The organism is Pseudomonas sp. S49, assembly GCF_009866785.1.
GTDB lineage: Bacteria > Pseudomonadota > Gammaproteobacteria > Pseudomonadales > Pseudomonadaceae > Aquipseudomonas.
On sequence record NZ_CP019432.1, the window covers coordinates 1,314,337 to 1,333,036 of the forward strand.

18 protein-coding genes are annotated in these 18,700 nt (G+C 60.2%); 15 read left to right on the forward strand and 3 right to left on the reverse strand.

Annotated elements, in window-relative coordinates:
• Nucleotides 1-240 precede the first annotated feature (240 nt).
• From PspS49_RS05645 to PspS49_RS05715, 15 genes are all read left to right on the forward strand, one after another.
• Nucleotides 241-1,863, forward strand: a complete 1,623-nt coding sequence (locus PspS49_RS05645; RefSeq protein WP_160038463.1) for a methyl-accepting chemotaxis protein — start codon at nucleotides 241-243, stop codon at nucleotides 1,861-1,863.
• Nucleotides 1,863-2,399, forward strand: a complete 537-nt coding sequence (locus PspS49_RS05650) for a chemotaxis protein CheW (RefSeq protein ID WP_127925971.1) — start codon at nucleotides 1,863-1,865, stop codon at nucleotides 2,397-2,399. Before PspS49_RS05645 ends, PspS49_RS05650 begins: the two co-directional genes overlap by 1 nt.
• On the forward strand, nucleotides 2,396-3,667 hold the full coding sequence (locus PspS49_RS05655; RefSeq protein ID WP_160038465.1) for a CheR family methyltransferase: 1,272 nt from the start codon (nucleotides 2,396-2,398) through the stop codon (nucleotides 3,665-3,667). The genes PspS49_RS05650 and PspS49_RS05655 overlap by 4 nt, the downstream gene beginning before the upstream one ends.
• On the forward strand, nucleotides 3,664-4,347 hold the full coding sequence (locus PspS49_RS05660; protein WP_150749471.1) for a chemotaxis protein CheW: 684 nt from the start codon (nucleotides 3,664-3,666) through the stop codon (nucleotides 4,345-4,347). Before PspS49_RS05655 ends, PspS49_RS05660 begins: the two co-directional genes overlap by 4 nt.
• Complete coding sequence (locus PspS49_RS05665) at nucleotides 4,344-6,632, forward strand: hybrid sensor histidine kinase/response regulator (RefSeq protein ID WP_160038467.1); 2,289 nt, start codon at nucleotides 4,344-4,346, stop codon at nucleotides 6,630-6,632. The genes PspS49_RS05660 and PspS49_RS05665 overlap by 4 nt, the downstream gene beginning before the upstream one ends.
• The gene (locus PspS49_RS05670) at nucleotides 6,629-7,639 is read left to right on the forward strand and encodes a chemotaxis response regulator protein-glutamate methylesterase (protein ID WP_150749469.1); all 1,011 of its coding nucleotides are present in this window, start codon (nucleotides 6,629-6,631) and stop codon (nucleotides 7,637-7,639) included. The genes PspS49_RS05665 and PspS49_RS05670 overlap by 4 nt, the downstream gene beginning before the upstream one ends.
• A gap of 48 nt (nucleotides 7,640-7,687) precedes the next feature.
• Entirely contained in the window at nucleotides 7,688-8,689 is a 1,002-nt protein-coding gene (locus PspS49_RS05675; protein ID WP_077571285.1) for a PleD family two-component system response regulator, read from the forward strand.
• A 106-nt stretch (nucleotides 8,690-8,795) separates the two neighbouring features.
• Nucleotides 8,796-9,212 carry a hypothetical protein gene (locus PspS49_RS05680; protein WP_160038469.1) on the forward strand — a complete coding sequence of 139 codons (417 nt, stop codon included), beginning with the start codon at nucleotides 8,796-8,798 and terminating at the stop codon, nucleotides 9,210-9,212.
• Between the two features lie 51 nt (nucleotides 9,213-9,263).
• Nucleotides 9,264-10,359, forward strand: a protein-coding gene (prfB, locus tag PspS49_RS05685) for a peptide chain release factor 2 (RefSeq protein ID WP_105707287.1) whose coding sequence is annotated in 2 segments (ribosomal slippage) — nucleotides 9,264-9,335 and nucleotides 9,337-10,359 — 1,095 coding nt in all. Because the reading frame shifts where the segments join, the coding sequence is not laid out codon by codon here.
• A gap of 113 nt (nucleotides 10,360-10,472) precedes the next feature.
• Nucleotides 10,473-11,975: a lysine--tRNA ligase gene (gene lysS / locus PspS49_RS05690; RefSeq protein WP_016983551.1), complete on the forward strand. Its 1,503-nt coding sequence runs from the start codon at nucleotides 10,473-10,475 to the stop codon at nucleotides 11,973-11,975.
• Between the two features lie 105 nt (nucleotides 11,976-12,080).
• Nucleotides 12,081-12,794: a TetR family transcriptional regulator gene (locus PspS49_RS05695; protein WP_127925976.1), complete on the forward strand. Its 714-nt coding sequence runs from the start codon at nucleotides 12,081-12,083 to the stop codon at nucleotides 12,792-12,794.
• A gap of 157 nt (nucleotides 12,795-12,951) precedes the next feature.
• A complete protein-coding gene (locus tag PspS49_RS05700) occupies nucleotides 12,952-13,506 on the forward strand; it encodes a hypothetical protein (RefSeq protein WP_127925977.1) in 555 nt (184 codons plus the stop codon).
• 33 nt (nucleotides 13,507-13,539) lie between these two features.
• Nucleotides 13,540-14,817, forward strand: a complete 1,278-nt coding sequence (locus tag PspS49_RS05705; protein ID WP_127925978.1) for a flavohemoglobin expression-modulating QEGLA motif protein — start codon at nucleotides 13,540-13,542, stop codon at nucleotides 14,815-14,817.
• Between the two features lie 144 nt (nucleotides 14,818-14,961).
• The gene (locus tag PspS49_RS05710; RefSeq protein ID WP_127925979.1) at nucleotides 14,962-15,867 is read left to right on the forward strand and encodes an alpha/beta hydrolase; all 906 of its coding nucleotides are present in this window, start codon (nucleotides 14,962-14,964) and stop codon (nucleotides 15,865-15,867) included.
• Nucleotides 15,864-16,193, forward strand: a complete 330-nt coding sequence (locus PspS49_RS05715) for a hypothetical protein (protein ID WP_127925980.1) — start codon at nucleotides 15,864-15,866, stop codon at nucleotides 16,191-16,193. Before PspS49_RS05710 ends, PspS49_RS05715 begins: the two co-directional genes overlap by 4 nt.
• Nucleotides 16,194-16,655: 462 nt before the next feature.
• Here PspS49_RS05715 and PspS49_RS05720 read toward each other — a convergent pair whose 3' ends face one another.
• The 3 genes from PspS49_RS05720 to PspS49_RS05730 form a co-directional block, all read right to left on the reverse strand.
• Nucleotides 16,656-17,444, reverse strand: coding sequence for an OmpA family protein (locus PspS49_RS05720; RefSeq protein ID WP_038357819.1), 789 nt, complete (start codon nucleotides 17,442-17,444; stop codon nucleotides 16,656-16,658).
• Nucleotides 17,445-17,498: 54 nt separating this feature from the next.
• On the reverse strand, nucleotides 17,499-17,903 hold the full coding sequence (locus PspS49_RS05725; protein ID WP_034154861.1) for a DUF4398 domain-containing protein: 405 nt from the start codon (nucleotides 17,901-17,903) through the stop codon (nucleotides 17,499-17,501).
• Between the two features lie 377 nt (nucleotides 17,904-18,280).
• Complete coding sequence (locus PspS49_RS05730; RefSeq protein WP_160038471.1) at nucleotides 18,281-18,625, reverse strand: pilin assembly protein; 345 nt, start codon at nucleotides 18,623-18,625, stop codon at nucleotides 18,281-18,283.
• Nucleotides 18,626-18,700 lie beyond the last annotated feature (75 nt).

The following is an 18,700-nucleotide window of genomic DNA, read 5'->3' on the forward strand; positions in this document are numbered from 1 at the left end:
GGTGTGGGAGCGAGCTTGCTCGCGAAGGCATTTTCCGCCGCACAGCGACGGCAATGACCATTCCATCGCCCCTTTTTGCCATTACCCCACTGGCACGCCCACCCGCAATTGTCGGACATTCCCACCCCAGAGCCTTCCCGCAAACCACTGCGGACAGGCCCGAGGGTCAAAAGCGTCTTATAAATGAAACACCGCCCTCGGCTATACTCCCCGCATTTCGATCAGGCACGAGGAATCACTGTGAAGAACTGGACGTTGCGCCAACGCATTTTGGCGAGCTTTGCGGTGATTATCGCCATTATGTTGCTGATGGTCGTCGTCTCTTATTCGCGACTGTTGAAGATTGAAACCAGTGAAAACAGCGTGCGCGATGACGCGATTCCCGGCGTCTATTACAGCTCGATGATCCGTGGCGCCTGGGTCGACAGCTATCTGCAGACGCAAGAGTTGCTCGGGCTCAAGGAAGGCGAGGGGATTTCCAGCGAGGACGCGGCGGACTACAAAGCCTTCGAGGCGCGTTTGCAGGAGCAGATGGCCAACTATCGCAAGACCATGGCGACCGACGAGGATCGTGTCGAGTTCGCCGCGTTCGAGAAGTATCACGACGCCTACATCCAGATTCAGGATGCCGTGCTGGATCTGCACAAACGCAACCTGGAAGCGGACGCGGTCAGGATGTTCCACGACAAGCTCACGCCAGCCTGGTATTCCGGGCGTATGAAGCTCAACGACATCATCGGCGAAAACAAGAAAGTCGCCGACCAGGCCATGAACAATATCGATGACGCTGTGGCCGCGGCCAAAGTCAGCATGTTCATTTCCCTGTTGGTCGCGGTTCTGGCCGCCGGCCTGTGCGGCCTGTTGTTGATGCGCGCAATCATGGCGCCGATGAACCGCATCGTGCAGATCCTCGAAACCATGCGCACTGGCGACCTCAGTTCGCGCCTGAACCTTGAGCGCAAGGACGAGTTCGGCGCCGTCGAAACCGGCTTCAACGACATGATGACCGAGCTGACTGCGTTGGTGTCGCAGGCACAGCGCTCGTCGGTGCAGGTGACCACCTCGGTGACCGAGATCGCCGCCACCTCCAAGCAACAACAAGCCACCGCCACCGAAACCGCCGCGACGACCACTGAGATTGGCGCGACCTCCCGTGAGATTGCGGCCACTTCGCGCGATCTGGTGCGCACCATGACCGAAGTCTCCACCGCCGCCGATCAGGCCTCGGTGCTGGCCGGCTCCGGCCAGCAAGGTCTGGCGCGCATGGAAGACACCATGCACTCGGTGATGGGCGCAGCGGACCTGGTCAACGCCAAACTGGCGATCCTCAATGAGAAGGCCGGCAACATCAACCAGGTGGTGGTGACCATCGTCAAGGTTGCCGACCAGACCAACCTGTTGTCGCTCAACGCGGCGATTGAAGCCGAGAAGGCCGGTGAGTACGGTCGCGGCTTTGCCGTGGTCGCCACGGAAGTTCGGCGTCTGGCGGATCAGACCGCGGTCGCCACCTACGACATCGAACAAATGGTTCGCGAGATCCAGTCGGCGGTGTCGGCGGGTGTCATGGGCATGGACAAATTCTCCGAAGAGGTGCGTCGCGGTATGTCCGAAGTGCAGCAGGTCGGTGAACAGCTGTCGCAGATCATCCATCAGGTGCAGGCGCTGGCGCCACGGGTGCTGATGGTCAACGAAGGTATGCAGGCTCAGGCCACCGGTGCCGAGCAGATCAACCACGCGCTGGTGCAATTGGGCGACGCCAGCAGCCAGACCGTCGAGTCGTTGCGTCAGGCCAGTTTCGCCATCGACGAACTGAGCCAGGTGGCCGTCGGGCTGCGCAGCGGCGTTTCGCGATTCAAAGTCTGATGAGCGACATCATCGCCAAACGCAGCGCCGCGCAGGTGGCGAAGCCGGCGTTGTTCCTGCTGTTTCGCATCGGCAGCGAGCGTTACGCCCTGCGCGCCACCGAAGTGGCGGAGGTGCTGCCACGTCTGCCGTTGAAGCCGATCGCGCGGGCGCCACAGTGGGTGGCCGGCGTGTTCGCCTATCGCGGCGCGGTAGTTCCGGTGATTGACCTCAGCGCATTGACCTTCGGCCATCCCGCCGAAGCGCGCACCAGTACGCGGCTGGTGCTGGTGAATTACCAGCCTGATGAGTCGCAACCGGCGCAATGGCTCGGACTGATTCTGGAACAGGCCACCGACACCCTGCGCTGCCATCCTCATGAGTTTGCGCCCTACGGCCTCGACAACCGCGAGGCGCCCTACCTCGGCCCGGTTCGCGAAGATGCTCAGGGGTTGGTGCAGTGGGTACGGGTCAATGACCTGCTTGATGATGCCGTGCGCCGTTTGCTGTTCCCCGATCCGCCGCTCAATCCGGCGCAGCTTGAGGCGCAGGCATGAATAGCGATCAGCGCTTTTTCGACTTTCTCAAGGAACGCATCGGTCTCGATGTCACCTCGGTCGGCCCGGCGATCATCGAGCGCGCCGTGCGTCAGCGCACGACGCTCTCGCAAGCGGCGCATGCCGATGAGTATTGGCTGTTGCTGCAAGGCTCGCGGGAAGAACAGCAAGCGCTGATCGAGGCGGTGATCGTCCCGGAAACCTGGTTTTTCCGCTATCCGGAATCCTTCGCGACGCTGGGCAAACTGGCGCGTAAACGCCTTGGCGAACTGAACAATATGCGTGCGCTGCGCATCCTCAGTTTGCCGTGTTCCACGGGCGAAGAACCCTATTCGATTGCCATGGCCTTGCTCGATGCCGGGCTCAAGCCGCATCAGTTCAAGGTCGACGGCATGGATGTCAGCCCGCTGTCGGTGGACAAGGCTCGACGTGCGTTGTACGGCAAGAATTCGTTTCGCGGCCAGGATCTGGACTATCGCGAGCGGCATTTCACGCCTGAGCAGGACGGTCATCGGGTCAACGAGAATGTCCGTGAGCAAGTGCGTCTGCAGGTCGGCAATGTGCTCGATCCAACGCTGTTGGCCAGTGAGCCGGCGTTCGATTTCGTGTTCTGCCGCAATCTCTTGATCTACTTCGATCAGCCGACCCAGAAGCAGGTGTTCGAAGTGCTCAAACGCCTGACTCATGTCGATGGCGTGCTGTTTATCGGTCCGGCCGAGGGCAGTCTGCTCGGGCGTTTGGGCATGCGTTCGATCGGCATCCCGCAATCCTTTGCCTTCAGCCGCCACAGCGACCCGCACCCCGAGCCGTTGCCGACGCCTAAACCCGTCACATTGCCTGTCAGCCTACCGCCGCGCAGCACACCGCCAGCGGTGGTGCGCCAGCGACCGTTTGCCTCCGTGACGCCTTTGCCTGTTTCCGGCAAAGCGAGCAACCCGGACGCAGCGACCTTGCTGGCCAGTATCGCCGCGCTGGCCAACGAAGGCAAAAGCGCCGAAGCCCGGGCTGCCTGCGAACAGTATCTGCGCAGTCATGAACCGGTGGCTCAGGTGTTTTACTGGCTCGGCTTGCTCAGCGATGTCGCTGGCCTGACGCTGGAAGCCCAAGGTTTCTACCGCAAGGCGCTGTATCTCGAACCGCAACATCCCGAAGCGTTGATGCACCTGGCCGCGTTGCTGCAGGCTCAGGGCGACAGCGTCGGAGCCAGACGATTGCAGGAGCGCGCCGCCCGCAGTGGCCGCACCGCTGACAGTGAGCGTAACCGATGATCCCGTCCGACACCTTGAACGTCACCCACGAAGACGCCCGGGCCATCGATGATTGCTGGAATCGCATCGGCATCCATGGCGACAAGTCCTGTCCGCTGCTGGACGAGCACATTCATTGCCGCAACTGCTCGGTGTATTCCGCCGCTGCCACGCGTCTGCTCGATCGATATGCGTTGCAGCAGGACGAGCGCGATCCGGTGGCCACGGCCGTTGAAACGGACGTGAAAACCCGTTCGCTGTTGATGTTCCGTCTCGGCGAAGAATGGCTGGGGCTGGCGACACGCAGCCTCGTTGAAGTCGCGCCGCTGCAGGCGATTCACTCGTTGCCGCACCAGCGCTCGCGAGCCTTGCTTGGCGTGGCGAATGTGCGCGGCGCGCTGGTGGCGTGTCTGTCACTGGTCGAACTGCTCGATCTGGATGGCAGCGTTACGCCGACCACCAGCGGGCGAATCATGCCGCGTATGTTGATCATCGCCGCCCATGGCGGGCCAGTCGTGGTGCCGGTGGATGAGGTCGACGGTATTCATGCCATCGACGAGCGAATCCTCGACGCTGCATCGCAGTCCGGCGCGCAAACCAGTGCCAGATACACCCGTGGCGTTCTGCAATATCGCGGTCGCAGCCTGCGCTGGCTGGATGAAGAACAGCTGTTGTCCGCCGTGACCCGGAGCCTCACATGACCCCCGAGCAAATGCGCGACGCCTCCTTGCTGGAGCTGTTCAGCCTCGAAGCCGAAGCCCAGACCCAGGTGCTCAGCGCCGGGCTGCTGGCGCTGGAGCGTAATCCGACCCAGGCCGATCAACTGGAATCGTGCATGCGTGCGGCGCACTCGCTCAAAGGTGCGGCGCGAATCGTCGGCATCGACAGCGGCGTCAGCGTTGCTCATGTGATGGAAGATTGCCTGGTCAGCGCACAGGAAGGGCGCTTGTTGCTGCGGCCAGAGCACATTGATGCGCTGTTGCAGGGCACCGATTTGCTGATGCGCGTTGCTACGCCGACGAATGCGCCGCAGCCAAGTGATATCGAAGCTTACGTGGCATTGATGGCGGGTTTGCTTGACCCTTCGACGCCGCCGGCAACGCTCGCAGCGCCGCCGATGGCCGAGTTGCAATTTCAAGCGCCGCCGGTGTTTGAACCCGCGCCAGCTCCGATCATGGACGCGCCGGTCGAATCCTCCGAATCGGCGCCACGCAAGAACAAACGCACCACCGAAGGTGGCGAACGCGTCTTGCGTGTCACCGCCGAGCGTCTGAACAGCCTGCTCGATCTGTCGAGCAAATCGCTGGTGGAAACCCAGCGCCTCAAGCCGCATCTGGCGACCATGCAACGCCTCAAACGCATGCAGAACAACGGTCTTCGCGCGTTGGAAAACCTCAACGTGCACCTCAAGGAACACGCGCTGAGTCTGGAGGCGCTGGAAGCCTTGGAAGACGCGCGGCGTTTGCTCGCCGAATCCCAGCAACTGCTGAGCGAGAAAAACGCCGAACTCGACGAATTTGCCTGGCAGGCCAGCCAGCGCGCGCAAGTGCTCTACGACACCGCGCTGGCGTGCCGCATGCGGCCCTTCGCCGATGTGCTGACCGGTCAAGTGCGCATGGTGCGGGATCTGGGTCGCAGCCTCGGCAAACAGGTACGCCTGGAGATCGAAGGCGAAAAGACCCAGGTCGACCGCGACGTGCTGGAGAAACTCGAAGCACCGCTGACGCATTTGCTGCGCAACGCCGTTGATCACGGCATCGAAACCCCTGAGCAGCGTCTGCTTAAAGGCAAATCAGAAGAGGGCCTGATCCGCCTGCGCGCCTCGCATCAGGCTGGTCTGCTGGTGCTGGAACTGAGCGATGACGGCAACGGTGTCGATCTGGAAAAAGTCCGCCGCAGCATCGTCGAACGGCAGCTATCCCCAGCTGAAACCGCCGCGCAGTTGAGCGAAGAAGAACTGCTGACCTTCCTGTTCCTGCCCGGCTTCAGCCTGCGCGACACGGTCACTGAAGTGTCCGGGCGCGGCGTCGGCCTCGATGCCGTTCAGCATATGGTTCGTCAGTTGCGCGGTGCGGTGGTGTTGGAGCAGGCGGCGGGCGAGGGCAGTCGCTTTCATCTGGAAGTGCCGCTCACCTTGTCGGTGGTGCGCAGCCTGGTCGTCGAAGTCGGCGAAGAGGCGTATGCCTTCCCACTGGCGCACATCGAGCGCATGTGTGATCTGGCCCCGGACGACATCGTGCAGGTCGAAGGCCGTCAGCATTTCTGGCACGAAGGCCAGCACGTCGGGCTGGTCGCGGCCAGCCAGTTGCTCAACCGCCCGGCCAGCCAGAACAGCGGCGAAACCCTTAAAGTCGTGGTGATTCGCGAGCGCGATGCAGTTTACGGCGTTGCCGTCGAACGCTTCATCGGCGAGCGCACCCTGGTGGTCTTGCCACTCGATGAGCGTCTGGGCAAAGTGCAGGACATCTCCGCGGGGGCGTTGCTCGACGACGGCTCGGTGGTGCTGATCGTCGATGTCGAAGACATGCTGCGTTCGGTGGACAAACTGCTCAATACCGGGCGCCTTGAGCGCATCGCCCGCCACGGCAATCAGGCTGCTGAGGCAGCGCGTAAACGGGTGCTGGTGGTCGACGATTCGCTGACCGTGCGCGAGTTGCAACGCAAGCTGCTGCTCAATCGCGGCTACGACGTCGCGGTGGCGGTGGACGGTATGGACGGGTGGAACGCGCTGCGTTCAGAGGACTTCGATTTGCTGATCACCGACATCGATATGCCGCGCATGGACGGCATCGAGCTGGTCACATTGCTGCGTCGCGACAACCGTCTGCAATCGCTGCCGGTGATGGTCGTGTCGTACAAGGATCGCGAAGAGGATCGCCGCCGTGGACTCGATGCCGGGGCGGACTATTATTTAGCCAAAGCCAGTTTTCATGACGACGCCCTGCTCGACGCAGTGGTCGAGCTCATCGGAGGAGCGCGCGCATGAAGATCGCAATCGTCAACGATATGCCCATGGCGGTCGAGGCGTTGCGCCGAGCGCTGGCCTTCGAGCCGGCGCATCAGGTGCTCTGGGTCGCCAGAAATGGCGCAGAGGCAGTGCAACTGTGCGCTGAAAACACCCCGGATCTGATTCTGATGGACCTGATCATGCCGGTGATGGACGGTGTCGAAGCCACTCGCCGGATCATGGCCGAAAGCCCGTGCGCCATCGTTATCGTGACCGTTGACCGTCAACAGAACGTGCACCGTGTCTTCGAAGCCATGGGTCACGGCGCGCTGGACGTGGTCGATACTCCGGCCCTCGGCGTCGGTGATGCTCGGGAAGCAGCAGCGCCTTTGTTGCGCAAAATTCTCAATATTGGCTGGCTGATCGGCGATAAGCCGCAACGTTCGCGGCCGGCGCCGACGGCTCAGCGCAGCTCTGCCTCATGTAAGCGGCTGGTGGCGATCGGCTCATCGGCAGGTGGGCCAGCGGCGCTGGAGGTGTTGCTCAAGGGCTTGCCGAAGGATTTCTCGGCGGCGATCGTACTGGTGCAGCATGTCGACCAGGTGTTTGCTGCCGGCATGGCCGAATGGCTGGCCAGCGCCAGCGGCCTCGATGTGCGTCTGGCCCGCGAGGGCGAACCGCCGCAGGCCGGCGCCGTGTTGCTGGCCGGCACCAACCACCATATTCGCTTATTGAAAAACGGCACGCTGGCCTACACCGCCGAGCCGGTCAACGAGATCTACCGACCCTCGATCGACGTGTTTTTCGAGAGTGTTGCCAGCTATTGGAATGGCGACGCGATCGGGGTTTTATTGACCGGGATGGGACGTGACGGCGCGCAAGGGCTTAAGCTCATGCGCCAACAGGGTTATCTGACCATCGCGCAGGATCAGCAAAGCAGTGCGGTGTATGGCATGCCCAAGGCCGCTGCGGCCATTGATGCCGCCGTAGAAATACGTCCACTGGAAAGAATAGCGCCACGATTGCAGGAGATTTTCCCCAAATGATCAGGTCAATCCGCAATCCTGGCCCCCGCAGTACTCAGGTGACCGCCCATGAATGACTTACAGATCGACGACATTAAAACCGACGAAAACGCCGCCATGGTGTTGTTGGTGGACGATCAGGCGATGATCGGCGAAGCCGTGCGCCGTGGGCTGTCGAATCAGGAAAATATCGACTTCCACTTCTGCTCCGACCCGCAGCAGGCCATTGCCCAGGCGGTGCGGATCAAACCGACGGTGATCCTGCAGGACCTGGTGATGCCCGGCCTTGATGGCCTGAGCCTGGTGCGCGAATACCGCAATCACCCGGCGACCAAGGACATCCCGATCATCGTCCTGTCGACCAAGGAAGACCCGCTGATCAAAAGCGCGGCGTTTTCCGCCGGGGCCAACGATTATCTGGTGAAACTGCCAGACACCATCGAACTGGTGGCGCGCATCCGCTATCACTCGCGGTCTTACATGACGTTGTTGCAGCGCGATGCCGCGTACCGCGCGCTGCGGGTCAGTCAGCAGCAGTTGCTCGACACCAATCTGGTGCTGCAACGCTTGATGAACTCCGATGGCTTGACCGGGCTGTCCAACCGCCGCCATTTCGACGAGTACCTGGAACTGGAGTGGCGCCGCTCGTTGCGCGATCAGAGCCAGTTGTCGCTGCTGATGATCGACGTCGATTACTTCAAGTCCTACAACGACAGCTTTGGTCACGTTGAAGGCGATGAAGCGCTGCGCAAGGTCGCCACGGCGATCCGCGAGGCCAGCGCACGACCGTCGGATCTGCCGGCGCGTTATGGCGGTGAGGAATTTGTGCTGGTGCTGCCGAACACCTCGCCGGGCGGCGCGCGGCTGGTGGCGGAGAAACTGCGCCAGACCGTGGCCTCGCTGAAAATTCCGCACAACACCCCGGCGGAAGGGGCGAGTCTGACCATCAGTATTGGTCTGGCGACCATGGTGCCGCAGGCGGGCAGTGATTGCCGGTTGCTGATTTCGGCGGCGGATCGTGGCCTGTACCTGGCGAAGAACAATGGCCGTAATCAGGTCGGAATCGAGTAAGCGCTTACCCTCACCCCAGCCCTCTCCCGGAGGGAGAGGGGGCCGATCGAGGTGTCTGGCGCTGTACATCGACCTGATCGACCGAGTCGATCATGGATCTTCAAGCGTGGCGATTCCGGATTCGGCATTACCATTTCAAGTCGGCGTACCTCTTGAATATCCCCCAATCAGTCCCCTCTACCTCTGGGAGAGGGCTAGGGTGAGGGCAGGCCCACACGCCAATTTCCGCCTGAAAGCCTTGGCGATCATGGATTCGGCAAAGTCCTTTCACGTCGGCGTATCTCCCGAACATCCACCGATCGGTCCCCTCTACCTCTGGGAGAGGGCTAGGGTGAGGGCAGGCCCATACGCCAATTTCCGCCTGAAAGCCTTGGCGATCTTGGATTCGGCAAAGCCCTTTCACGTCGGCGTACCTCCCGAACATCCCCCAATCAATCCCCTCTACCTCTGGGAGAGGGTTAGGGTGAGGGCAAAGGCTTTAATGATCCCCACACCCGCCAGACGGGCTGCCGTCACAGCCTGATTACGTTATACTCGCCGGCTTTCAAAAGTTCGCCAACGAGTGCTGCCCGTCATGGAAATCAACCCGATCCTGAACACCATCAAGGACCTGTCCGAGCGCTCCGAAACTATTCGGGGGTATCTTTGACTACGATCAAAAGCATGAGCGTCTGACTGAAGTCAATCGCGAGCTTGAAGATCCGAGCGTCTGGAACAAACCTGAATACGCCCAGGAACTGGGTCGCGAGCGCGCTGCGCTGGCACAGATCGTCGACACCCTCGATGAACTGAACGCCGGTCTGGCCGATTGCCGCGACCTGCTGGACATGGCCGTCGAAGAAAACGACGAAGGCGCAGTGGGCGATGTCGTCGCCGAGCTGGCCCGTCTCGAGGAAAACCTGGCCAAGCTGGAATTCCGCCGCATGTTCAGCCATGAAATGGACCCGAACAACGCGTACCTGGACATCCAGGCCGGTTCCGGCGGCACTGAAGCCCAGGACTGGGCCAACATCCTGCTGCGCATGTACCTGCGCTGGGCGGACAAACGCGGTTTCGATGCCACCATCATGGAACTGTCCGCCGGTGAAGTCGCCGGTATCAAAGGTGCGACCGTGCACATCAAGGGCGAATACGCCTTTGGCTGGCTGCGTACCGAGATCGGCGTACACCGTCTGGTGCGCAAGAGCCCGTTCGACTCCGGCAACCGTCGTCACACTTCGTTCTCCGCGGTTTTCGTTTCGCCAGAGATTGACGACAAGGTGGAAATCGAAATCAACCCGGCAGACCTGCGGATCGACACCTATCGTTCCTCGGGTGCCGGTGGTCAGCACGTAAACACCACAGACTCGGCTGTACGTATCACCCACGTACCGACCAACACCGTGGTCAGCTGCCAGAACGAACGTTCCCAGCACGCCAACAAGGACACCGCCATGAAAATGCTGCGGGCCAAGTTGTACGAGCAGGAAATGCAGAAACGCAACGCCGCGTCGCAAGCGCTGGAAGACACCAAGTCGGACATCGGCTGGGGTCACCAGATTCGCTCGTATGTGCTCGATGCGTCGCGGATCAAGGATCTGCGCACCAACATCGAACGCAGCGACTGCGACAAGGTACTCGACGGCGACATCGACGAATACCTGTATGCCAGCCTGAAATCCGGGCTGTAAAAGACGCAATACAGCATCGGCTGATTCAACCCGATCCCTGTAGGAGCCAGCCTGCTGGCGATCCCCGGGCCGCAAGGCCCGGGGGCAACGAACCTGATGGAATATCTAAAGACATGAGCGACCAACAACTCGACCCGCAAGCCCTGCAACAGGAAGAAAACTCCCTGATCGCCCTGCGCAAGGAAAAGCTGGCTGCCGAGCGCGCCAAGGGCAACGCCTTCCCGAACGACTTCCGCCGCGAAAACTACTGCGAAGATCTGCAGAAGAAATACGCGGACAAGACCAAGGAAGAGCTGGCAGAGGCTGCAATCCCGGTCAAGGTTGCCGGTCGCATCATGCTCAACCGTGGCTCGTTCATGGTGATCCAGGACATGACCGGTCGCATCCAGGTCTACGTCAACCGTAAAACCCTGTCGGAAGACACCCTGGCCGCGGTGAAAACCTGGGACATGGGCGACATCATTGCCGCCGAAGGCACCCTGGCGCGTTCCGGCAAGGGCGACCTGTACGTTGAGATGACCAGCGTGCGTCTGCTGACCAAATCGCTGCGTCCGCTGCCGGACAAGCACCACGGCCTGACCGACACCGAACAGCGCTACCGCCAGCGCTACGTTGACCTGATCGTCAACGAAGAAGTGCGTCAGACCTTCCGCGTCCGTTCGCAAGTGATCGCGCACATCCGCAGCTTCCTGATGAAGCGCGACTTCCTCGAAGTCGAAACGCCGATGCTGCAAACCATTCCGGGCGGCGCCGCGGCCAAACCGTTCGAAACCCACCACAACGCGCTGGACATGGAAATGTTCCTGCGTATCGCGCCAGAGCTGTATCTGAAGCGTCTGGTGGTCGGTGGCTTTGAAAAGGTTTTCGAGATCAACCGCAACTTCCGTAACGAAGGCGTTTCGACTCGTCACAACCCTGAATTCACCATGTTGGAGTTCTACCAGGCGTACGCCGACTACGAAGACAACATGGACCTGACCGAAGAACTGTTCCGTGAGCTGGCGCAGCTGGTTCTGGGCAGCACCGACGTGCCGTACGGCGACAAGGTGTTCCACTTCGGCGAGCCGTTCGTGCGCCTGTCGGTGTTCGACTCGATCCTCAAGTACAACCCTGAGCTGACTGCCGATGATCTGAACGACATCGACAAGGCTCGCGCCATCGCCAAGAAGGCCGGCGCCAAGGTGCTGGGCTTCGAAGGTCTGGGCAAGCTGCAGGTGATGATTTTCGAAGAACTGGTCGAGCACAAGCTGGAACAGCCGCACTTCATCACCCAGTACCCGTTCGAAGTGTCGCCGCTGGCGCGTCGTAACGATGACAACCCGAACGTCACCGACCGTTTCGAACTGTTCATCGGTGGCCGCGAAATCGCCAACGCCTACTCCGAGTTGAACGACGCAGAAGACCAGGCCGAGCGCTTCATGGCGCAGGTGGCCGACAAGGACGCCGGTGACGACGAAGCCATGCACTACGACGCCGACTTCGTTCGCGCGCTGGAGTACGGCATGCCGCCAACGGCCGGTGAAGGCATCGGCATCGATCGTCTGGTGATGTTGCTGACCAACTCGCCGTCGATCCGCGATGTGATCCTGTTCCCGCACATGCGACCGCAAGCGTAAACGTTTCAGTTAAAAAGCCGCCTAAAACAGGCGGCTTTTTATTGCCTGTCTGGTACAAATGTATCAATTGGTTAATTTTGCAATAGCAGAGGAAGTTCTGTCGTGATGGGTGCAATAGCTCAAGAGGGTGCAGCGGGTATCGCCACTGCGGTCGCTGAAAGTGTTCAGTACCAGGGTCGCAAGGCCAGCCGACAGGGCAGTGAGCAGCGTCGACAGGACATTCTCGACGCGGCGATGAGGATTGTCGTGCGTGACGGCGTACGTGCCGTGCGCCACCGCGCAGTGGCCGCCGAGGCCGGCGTGCCGTTGTCGGCGACCACCTACTACTTCAAGGACATCGACGACCTGCTCACCGATACCTTCGCCCAATATGTCGAGCGCAGTGCGGCGTACATGGCCAAGTTGTGGGTCAACAACGAAGGTTTGCTGCGCGAGATGGTGGTCAGCGGTGATGGCAGCCCGGAGTCGCGTTCGCAACTGGCCGACGACATTGCGCGGTTGATGGCGGATTATGTGCACCGTCAATTGCTTAACCGTCGCGAGCATTTGATGGCCGAGCAGGCGTTTCGCCAGGAAGCGCTGCTCAATCCGCGTCTGGCAATTCTGGTGCGCTCGCATCAGCAGATTCTGTTGCAGGGCACCTGCCAGTTGTTTCAGGTATTGGGCTCGCGTGAACCGCAGCAAGATGCCAAGGTGTTGACGGCGATTATCGGACGGATGGAATATCAGGGCCTGCTCAACGACGCCGAGCCTTTGGCCGAAGAGGACATGCTCGGCATTCTGACGCGCTACATGCACCTGGTGCTCGCGTCGGTGTAATCCGCTGTTGCTTCACTCTGTGGGAGCGAGCCTGCTCGCGAATGCGGTCTGACATTCAACATCTTTGTTGCCTGACACACCGCTTTCGCGAGCAGGCTCGCTCCCACAGGGGACTGCAGTGATATTCAGGGCGGCGCATGTTCATAGGGAGTATTGAATGAAAGCCTGGCGTGGCGTGCTGATCGCCTTGTCGTTCCTGCTGCTCAGTGGCTGTCTGGTGACCTTCAAGGAACCGCTGGCCACCAGTGACCCGGCGCCCAAGGGCTTGCTCGGCAAATGGTCGAGCACCAATGCCTGGGGCGAGCCGATGAACCTTGAGCTGACGCGCCTGGGCAATGACCGCTATCAGGCCGTCACCTACTTCAAGGCCAAGCCCCGTGAACGCGAAGCCTATCCGTTCACCGTGTCGCGCCATGGCAACCGCTGGTATCTGTCGGCGAAAGTCCCGGCGCGGTTTGGCGGCCACTACACCATCGCCGGTTTCGAACTCACCGATAAACACGAACTGGTGGTTTATAACCTCGACCTCGAGCAGATCAATCAAGCGATCAAACAAAAAGCCCTCGACGGCCAGGCCTTCCAGACCGACGATGGCGACGGCGTGCATGTCGACAGTAACCTCGACAAGGTCTTTGCTTACCTCGACGATCCGGCCAATTCCGATGTCTTTGTCGAAGCCGTGCGCTACCAGCGCCAGGCCCGCGCCCAATAATTCACTACGTCAGGTTTTCTACAGGAGTTCCGGGTGGACGATTACCAGCAGTCGATACGCATATTGTCCGACCGCATTGTGCTGGCGCAGACACCGATCCGTGTGCTCGACGCGGTCAAGTGGGACGAGAACATCCGCAAGGGCTTCCTCAAGGCCAAAGGCAAGGAAATGCCGGCGGTGGATCGTGACTACTACCTCAATCGGCCGCTGAGTTTCGATTCGAGCAAGGTCAAACTGGAATTCCAGAACATCGAGCGTGACATCACCCGTCAGCTCGGCCAGTTCAACCCGGTCGGGCAGATCATGCGGCGCATGTGCAAGGAATACCGCATGGTGGTGCGCATGCTCGAAGCGCGCGGCACCGAGGATTTCGGGTTGATCTCGCAAGAGCTGTACGGCGCTGCGTCCGATGCCTTCCACGCCGGTGACCCGACGCTGGCCGACCTCGGCCTGATGATGTCTGACTATCTGAACAATATCGACGGCCGTGGCGACCTCAAGGACGAACCGAAAACCCTCACCGCCAAGGACGCCGTGCACTTGCTGCAAACCCGTCTGAACAAGGTGTTCGGCGAGGCCGAGGAAACCATCCGCGTGTTCGAGTCCGACGGCATCGTCGCCGACGCAGCGGCCGGCGCGGACTACATCAAGATCCGTACCGACGCGATGTTCAACGATCGCGACGTGCGCGCGCTGGAAGTCCACGAGGGTCTGGTCCACGTCGGCACCACGCTCAATGGTCTCAATCAGCCGATCTGCACCTTCCTCTCCAAAGGCCCGCCCTCGTCGACGGTGACTCAGGAAGGCCTGGCGATCCTGATGGAAATCATCACTTTTGCCTCCTACCCGAGTCGTCTGCGCAAACTGACCAACCGCACCCGCGCGATTCACATGGTCGAGGAGGGCGCGGACTTCCTGCAGGTGTTCGAGTTCTTCCGCGAACAGGGTTTCGAGATGGCCGAAAGCTACGGCAACGCCAGCCGGGTTTTCCGTGGATCGACGCCGACCGGTCTGCCATTTACCAAAGACTTGTCCTATCTCAAGGGCTTTATCATGGTTTACAACTACATTCAGTTGGCCGTGCGTAAAGGCAAGCTTGAGCAGATTCCGTTGTTGTTCTGCGGCAAGACCACGCTGGAAGACATGCGTACCTTGCGCCAGTTGGTGGATGAAGGATTGGTAGTGCCGCCGAAGTATCTGCCGGACCAGTTCCGCGATTTGAATGCGTTGTCGGCGTGGATGTGCTTCTCCAACTTCCTCAACCATTTGAGCCTGGACCGGATCGAAGCGGATTACTCCAATATCCTCTGATACCACACCGATCGTTCCCATGCTCTGCGTGGGAATGCCGCCATGGACGCTCCGCGTCCACTGTGACGCAGAGCGTCACAGGATGCATTCCCACGCAGAGCGTGGGAACGATCTAAACCCGAATTTTTTGCGAGGTTTCACCGGATGAGAATCCTCGGCATCATCTGCCTGCTCCTGACCCTCGGCGGTTGCAGCTCTTTGTTGTTCTACCCCGAGCCGGGCCAGATTTTCACCCCGGAAAAAGCCAAACTCGAATACCGCACCGTCACGCTGGTCACGGCTGACGGGTTGAAGCTCAACGCCTGGTGGCTGCCGGCCAAACCCGGTGTCGAGGTCAAAGGCACCGTCCTGCATCTGCACGGCAACGGCGGTAATCTGCCGATGCACCTGGGTGGCAGTTGGTGGCTGCCGAAAAATGGCTATCAAGTGCTGCTGGTGGACTATCGCGGCTATGGCTTGTCCGAGGGCGAGCCGAGTTTGCCGGCGATCTATCAGGACATCGACGCCGCGTTCGCCTGGCTCGACAAGTCGCCGGAAGTCAAAGGCAAGCCATTGGTGTTGCTCGGCCAAAGCCTCGGCGGTTCGATGGCGGTGCATTGGCTGGTACAACATCCTGAAAGACAAAAGCAGCTCAAGGCTTTGGTGCTCGACGGCGTGCCCGCCAGCTATCGCAGCGTCGGCCAATACGCCCTCAGTACCTCGTGGCTGACCTGGCCATTTCAGGTGCCGTTGTCGTGGCTGGTGCCGGACGGCGACAGCGCGATCAACTCGATGCCGCAGCTCAACGGCGTGCCGAAACTGATTTTCCACAGCATCGACGATCCGCTGGTACCACTTTCCAACGGCATCCGCCTGTATCAGGCTGCGCCGCCACCGCGCGTGCTGCAACTGACTCGCGGCGGTCATGTGCAGACCTTCGGCGACCCGGTGTGGCGTCAGGTCATGCTGCGCTACCTCGACGATCCCGAGCACTTCAACGGCCTGCGCCGTCTCGGCGAAATCCCCAATTACCCGACCCCCCCGAATTCTGAAGACGAGAGTCCGCAATGACTGAAGAACGTAACGCCATCCCGCTGATCATCACCGGTATCTGCAGCATCCTCGGCACCGTCGGGGCGCTGTGGTACTACGGCTACCTGCACTTTGCCAAACCCGAGGATGCGTTGTTGCTCAATGAATTCACCATGCTCAAGACCGTGCCGGGCGAAGACTACAAAGTCTCGCTCACCCCGGCGCCGCAAGTGGCGCAGTGCATTGATGGCGTGCTGGTGTTGTTCGATACCGAGCAGAAAGGGTTGACCGGTGTGCTGATTAACGCTCAGAAAAAAGCCGTGCGCTGCATGGGCGAAGAGACCCCGCAGAAGCTGCAAGAGTGATTCTGCAGGTTCAGCCCTCACCCTAACCCTCTCCCAGAGGGAGAGGGGACTGACCGAGGTGTTCTTTCGCTATACGCCGACCTGATCCATCGTGTCGAACACAAATTCTGAAAGCACTACGAATCGGCTCCCTCTCCCTCGGGAGAGGGCTGGGGTGAGGGGCTGCGATTTCAGCCCGCACAAAAAAAGCCCAGCCTGATCCATCGTGTCGAACACAAATTCTGAAAGCACTACAAATCGGCTCCCTCTCCCTCGGGAGAGGGCTGGGGTGAGGGGCTGCGATTTCAGCCCGCACAAAAAAAGCCCAGCCTGATCCATCGTGTCGAACACAAATTCTGAAAGCACTACAAATCGGCTCCCTCTCCCTCGGGAGAGGGCTGGGGTGAGGGGCCGCGATTTCAGCGCCACAAAAAAAGCCCCGCCTGATCACTCAGACGGGGCTTTTGCGTTACAGCCTGAAGCTTAGTTCGAGCTGACTGCCGAACGTGGCATCACTGGCTGGTTGTCGTTGGAAATGGTCACTTCCACACGACGGTTCATCGCACGGCCGGAAACACTGCCGTTCTCGGCAACCGGGTATTCCTTGCCATAGCCTTGGGTGACGATACGCGCTGGATCAACGCCCATTTTCACCAGCGCGGTGCGCACGGAGTTGGCGCGACGCTCGGACAGCGACTGATTGTGGCTGGCAGTACCGGTGCTGTCGGTGTAACCCTCGACGATCACTTTGCGATCCGGGTTTTCCTGGAGGAATTGCGCCAGTTTGTTGATGTTGACCAGGCCGCTGGATTTCAGGTCGGCACGGTCAGTGGCGAACAGCACGTCACCGAAAGTCACCAGCGTACCGCGATCGGTCTGCTTGGCGTTCAGGCTGTCCTGCAGCTGTTTGATCTGCTGATCACGCGCATCCAGACGCGCCTGGGCACGTTGGGCTGCAGCATTCTTCAGATTGTTTTCAGCGGTGCGCAGGGCGATGGTCTGCTTGGCCACTTCCACACGCTGGTTGGTCAGGTAGGCCAGTTGGTCGACCTTGGCCGCGTCTTGCTTGTCCAGATAAGCCTTGTCGGCCTTGTCCAGGTAGTCGCTGGCGTCTTTGGTTTCCAGTGCTGCGACTTTGCTAGCCTGTGGGTTGGCTTGCAGGCCGGCGTAGTTGGTGCGCGCCTGTTCCAGGTTCGGGTTAGGCGGGGTAGAGCAGGCAGCCAGAGCGACGCTTGCGGCCAAAAGAGCTGGGATCATCAGTTGCTTACGCATAATTTTCGTCCTTTCTATCGATAAAAGTTTCAGCGTTGCTATCGGGATGCGCGCTTACTGCACAGTGCGCTGACTTTCCTGACGCAGTTCCTGAACACCTTTCTGGGAATCCTTCACGGCTTGTTCGGCCTTGGCTGCCTGAGCCTTGCGTTCGGCGACGCGAGCGTCCCACTCGGCTTGCTCGGACAGGGTGCGAGCCTCGTCATACTTCTTGTCGTGCATGGCGATTTCGGCTTGCTTCAGCTTGTCCTGCGCCTGCTTCATCTCAACCGCAGCGAACTCGGTACCGCCGGCGCTGACTGCGCTGTTCACGGCCGATTGGGTCACGGCGTATTGCTCGGTCGGTGGGTTACCGGCGCAACCGGCCAGTACGAAGCTGGTGCCGATCGCCAGAGCAGCCAGTTTCAGACCGCGCAGGTGGGTAAACGAGGTTTGGTTTTTCATGGTCTTCAACTCCATTAGGCATCTCCTGAATACATCTGAATCCATCCTGGTCGAGGAGCCGCAAGCGACGTGTGAAAGCGCGTTTTTGAAACGCTCGTTCCAGGCGTGGTTACAGGTTCCGACCGGCGGGATTTTTCAAAAGTTCAGAAAAGATGGCCTATCGCCAAAAAATATTTTGACCGAATGGACAAGGCTCTAAAGCGGGAACTTTGGCGGCAGAGAGTGGTACGCGCGGGGTTTCAAGACGCCGAAAGCACATCGATTTTCAGCTTGAAATACCATCCCTGTAGGAGTGAGCCAGCTCGCGATGGCGTTGTATCAGACAACAAAAATGTTGAATGAAAAACTGCTATCGCGAGCAGGCTCACTCCTACAGTTTGATCTAGGTTGTGTCAGTGTTTTTGCTTGCCGGCAGCCGCCGACAGGTCATGCAAATGCCGGCGCGACAACGCCAGAAAACGTGGCGTAGGCCCAACATCCTCATACAACGGATCACCTTCCTCATCGGTCGCCACCACCGTCGAACCCTTCACATACGGCAGGCTCGCTTCAAACTCTTCAAGGGCTGCGCCGATCAGTTCGCCGAGCAGCTCTTCGGCATGCCGTTTGGGGTACATCTCGGCAATCGCTGCCAGACGCGCAGCGGCCTCGACGTCCAGATGAATCGTGTAGCGAGTGTCGGTCAGGCGACCCTTGGCGTTTTCTTCCCAATGCTGGGCGAGTTCACGAATTTTCATGATGACCTCATTTCGCGCCTGCTCATGGCAGGCCTGGGTGAGTGTCCGGCAGCGCCGGCGGCAAGCCGTTGTACG

Excerpts from the sequence above, each read along its gene's own strand:
- PspS49_RS05720 (WP_038357819.1), bottom strand. The coding sequence starts at position 17,444 with ATGCGTAAGCAACTGATGATCCCAGCTCTTTTGGCCGCAAGCGTCGCT.
- PspS49_RS05660 (WP_150749471.1), top strand. The coding sequence starts at position 3,664 with ATGATCCCGTCCGACACCTTGAACGTCACCCACGAAGACGCCCGGGCC.
- PspS49_RS05675 (WP_077571285.1), top strand. The coding sequence starts at position 7,688 with ATGAATGACTTACAGATCGACGACATTAAAACCGACGAAAACGCCGCC.
- PspS49_RS05730 (WP_160038471.1), bottom strand. The coding sequence starts at position 18,625 with ATGAAAATTCGTGAACTCGCCCAGCATTGGGAAGAAAACGCCAAGGGT.
- PspS49_RS05695 (WP_127925976.1), top strand. The coding sequence starts at position 12,081 with ATGGGTGCAATAGCTCAAGAGGGTGCAGCGGGTATCGCCACTGCGGTC.
- PspS49_RS05650 (WP_127925971.1), top strand. The coding sequence starts at position 1,863 with ATGAGCGACATCATCGCCAAACGCAGCGCCGCGCAGGTGGCGAAGCCG.
- PspS49_RS05710 (WP_127925979.1), top strand. The coding sequence starts at position 14,962 with ATGAGAATCCTCGGCATCATCTGCCTGCTCCTGACCCTCGGCGGTTGC.
- PspS49_RS05655 (WP_160038465.1), top strand. The coding sequence starts at position 2,396 with ATGAATAGCGATCAGCGCTTTTTCGACTTTCTCAAGGAACGCATCGGT.
- PspS49_RS05725 (WP_034154861.1), bottom strand. The coding sequence starts at position 17,903 with ATGGAGTTGAAGACCATGAAAAACCAAACCTCGTTTACCCACCTGCGC.
- lysS (WP_016983551.1), top strand. The coding sequence starts at position 10,473 with ATGAGCGACCAACAACTCGACCCGCAAGCCCTGCAACAGGAAGAAAAC.
- PspS49_RS05665 (WP_160038467.1), top strand. The coding sequence starts at position 4,344 with ATGACCCCCGAGCAAATGCGCGACGCCTCCTTGCTGGAGCTGTTCAGC.
- PspS49_RS05715 (WP_127925980.1), top strand. The coding sequence starts at position 15,864 with ATGACTGAAGAACGTAACGCCATCCCGCTGATCATCACCGGTATCTGC.
- PspS49_RS05700 (WP_127925977.1), top strand. The coding sequence starts at position 12,952 with ATGAAAGCCTGGCGTGGCGTGCTGATCGCCTTGTCGTTCCTGCTGCTC.
- PspS49_RS05670 (WP_150749469.1), top strand. The coding sequence starts at position 6,629 with ATGAAGATCGCAATCGTCAACGATATGCCCATGGCGGTCGAGGCGTTG.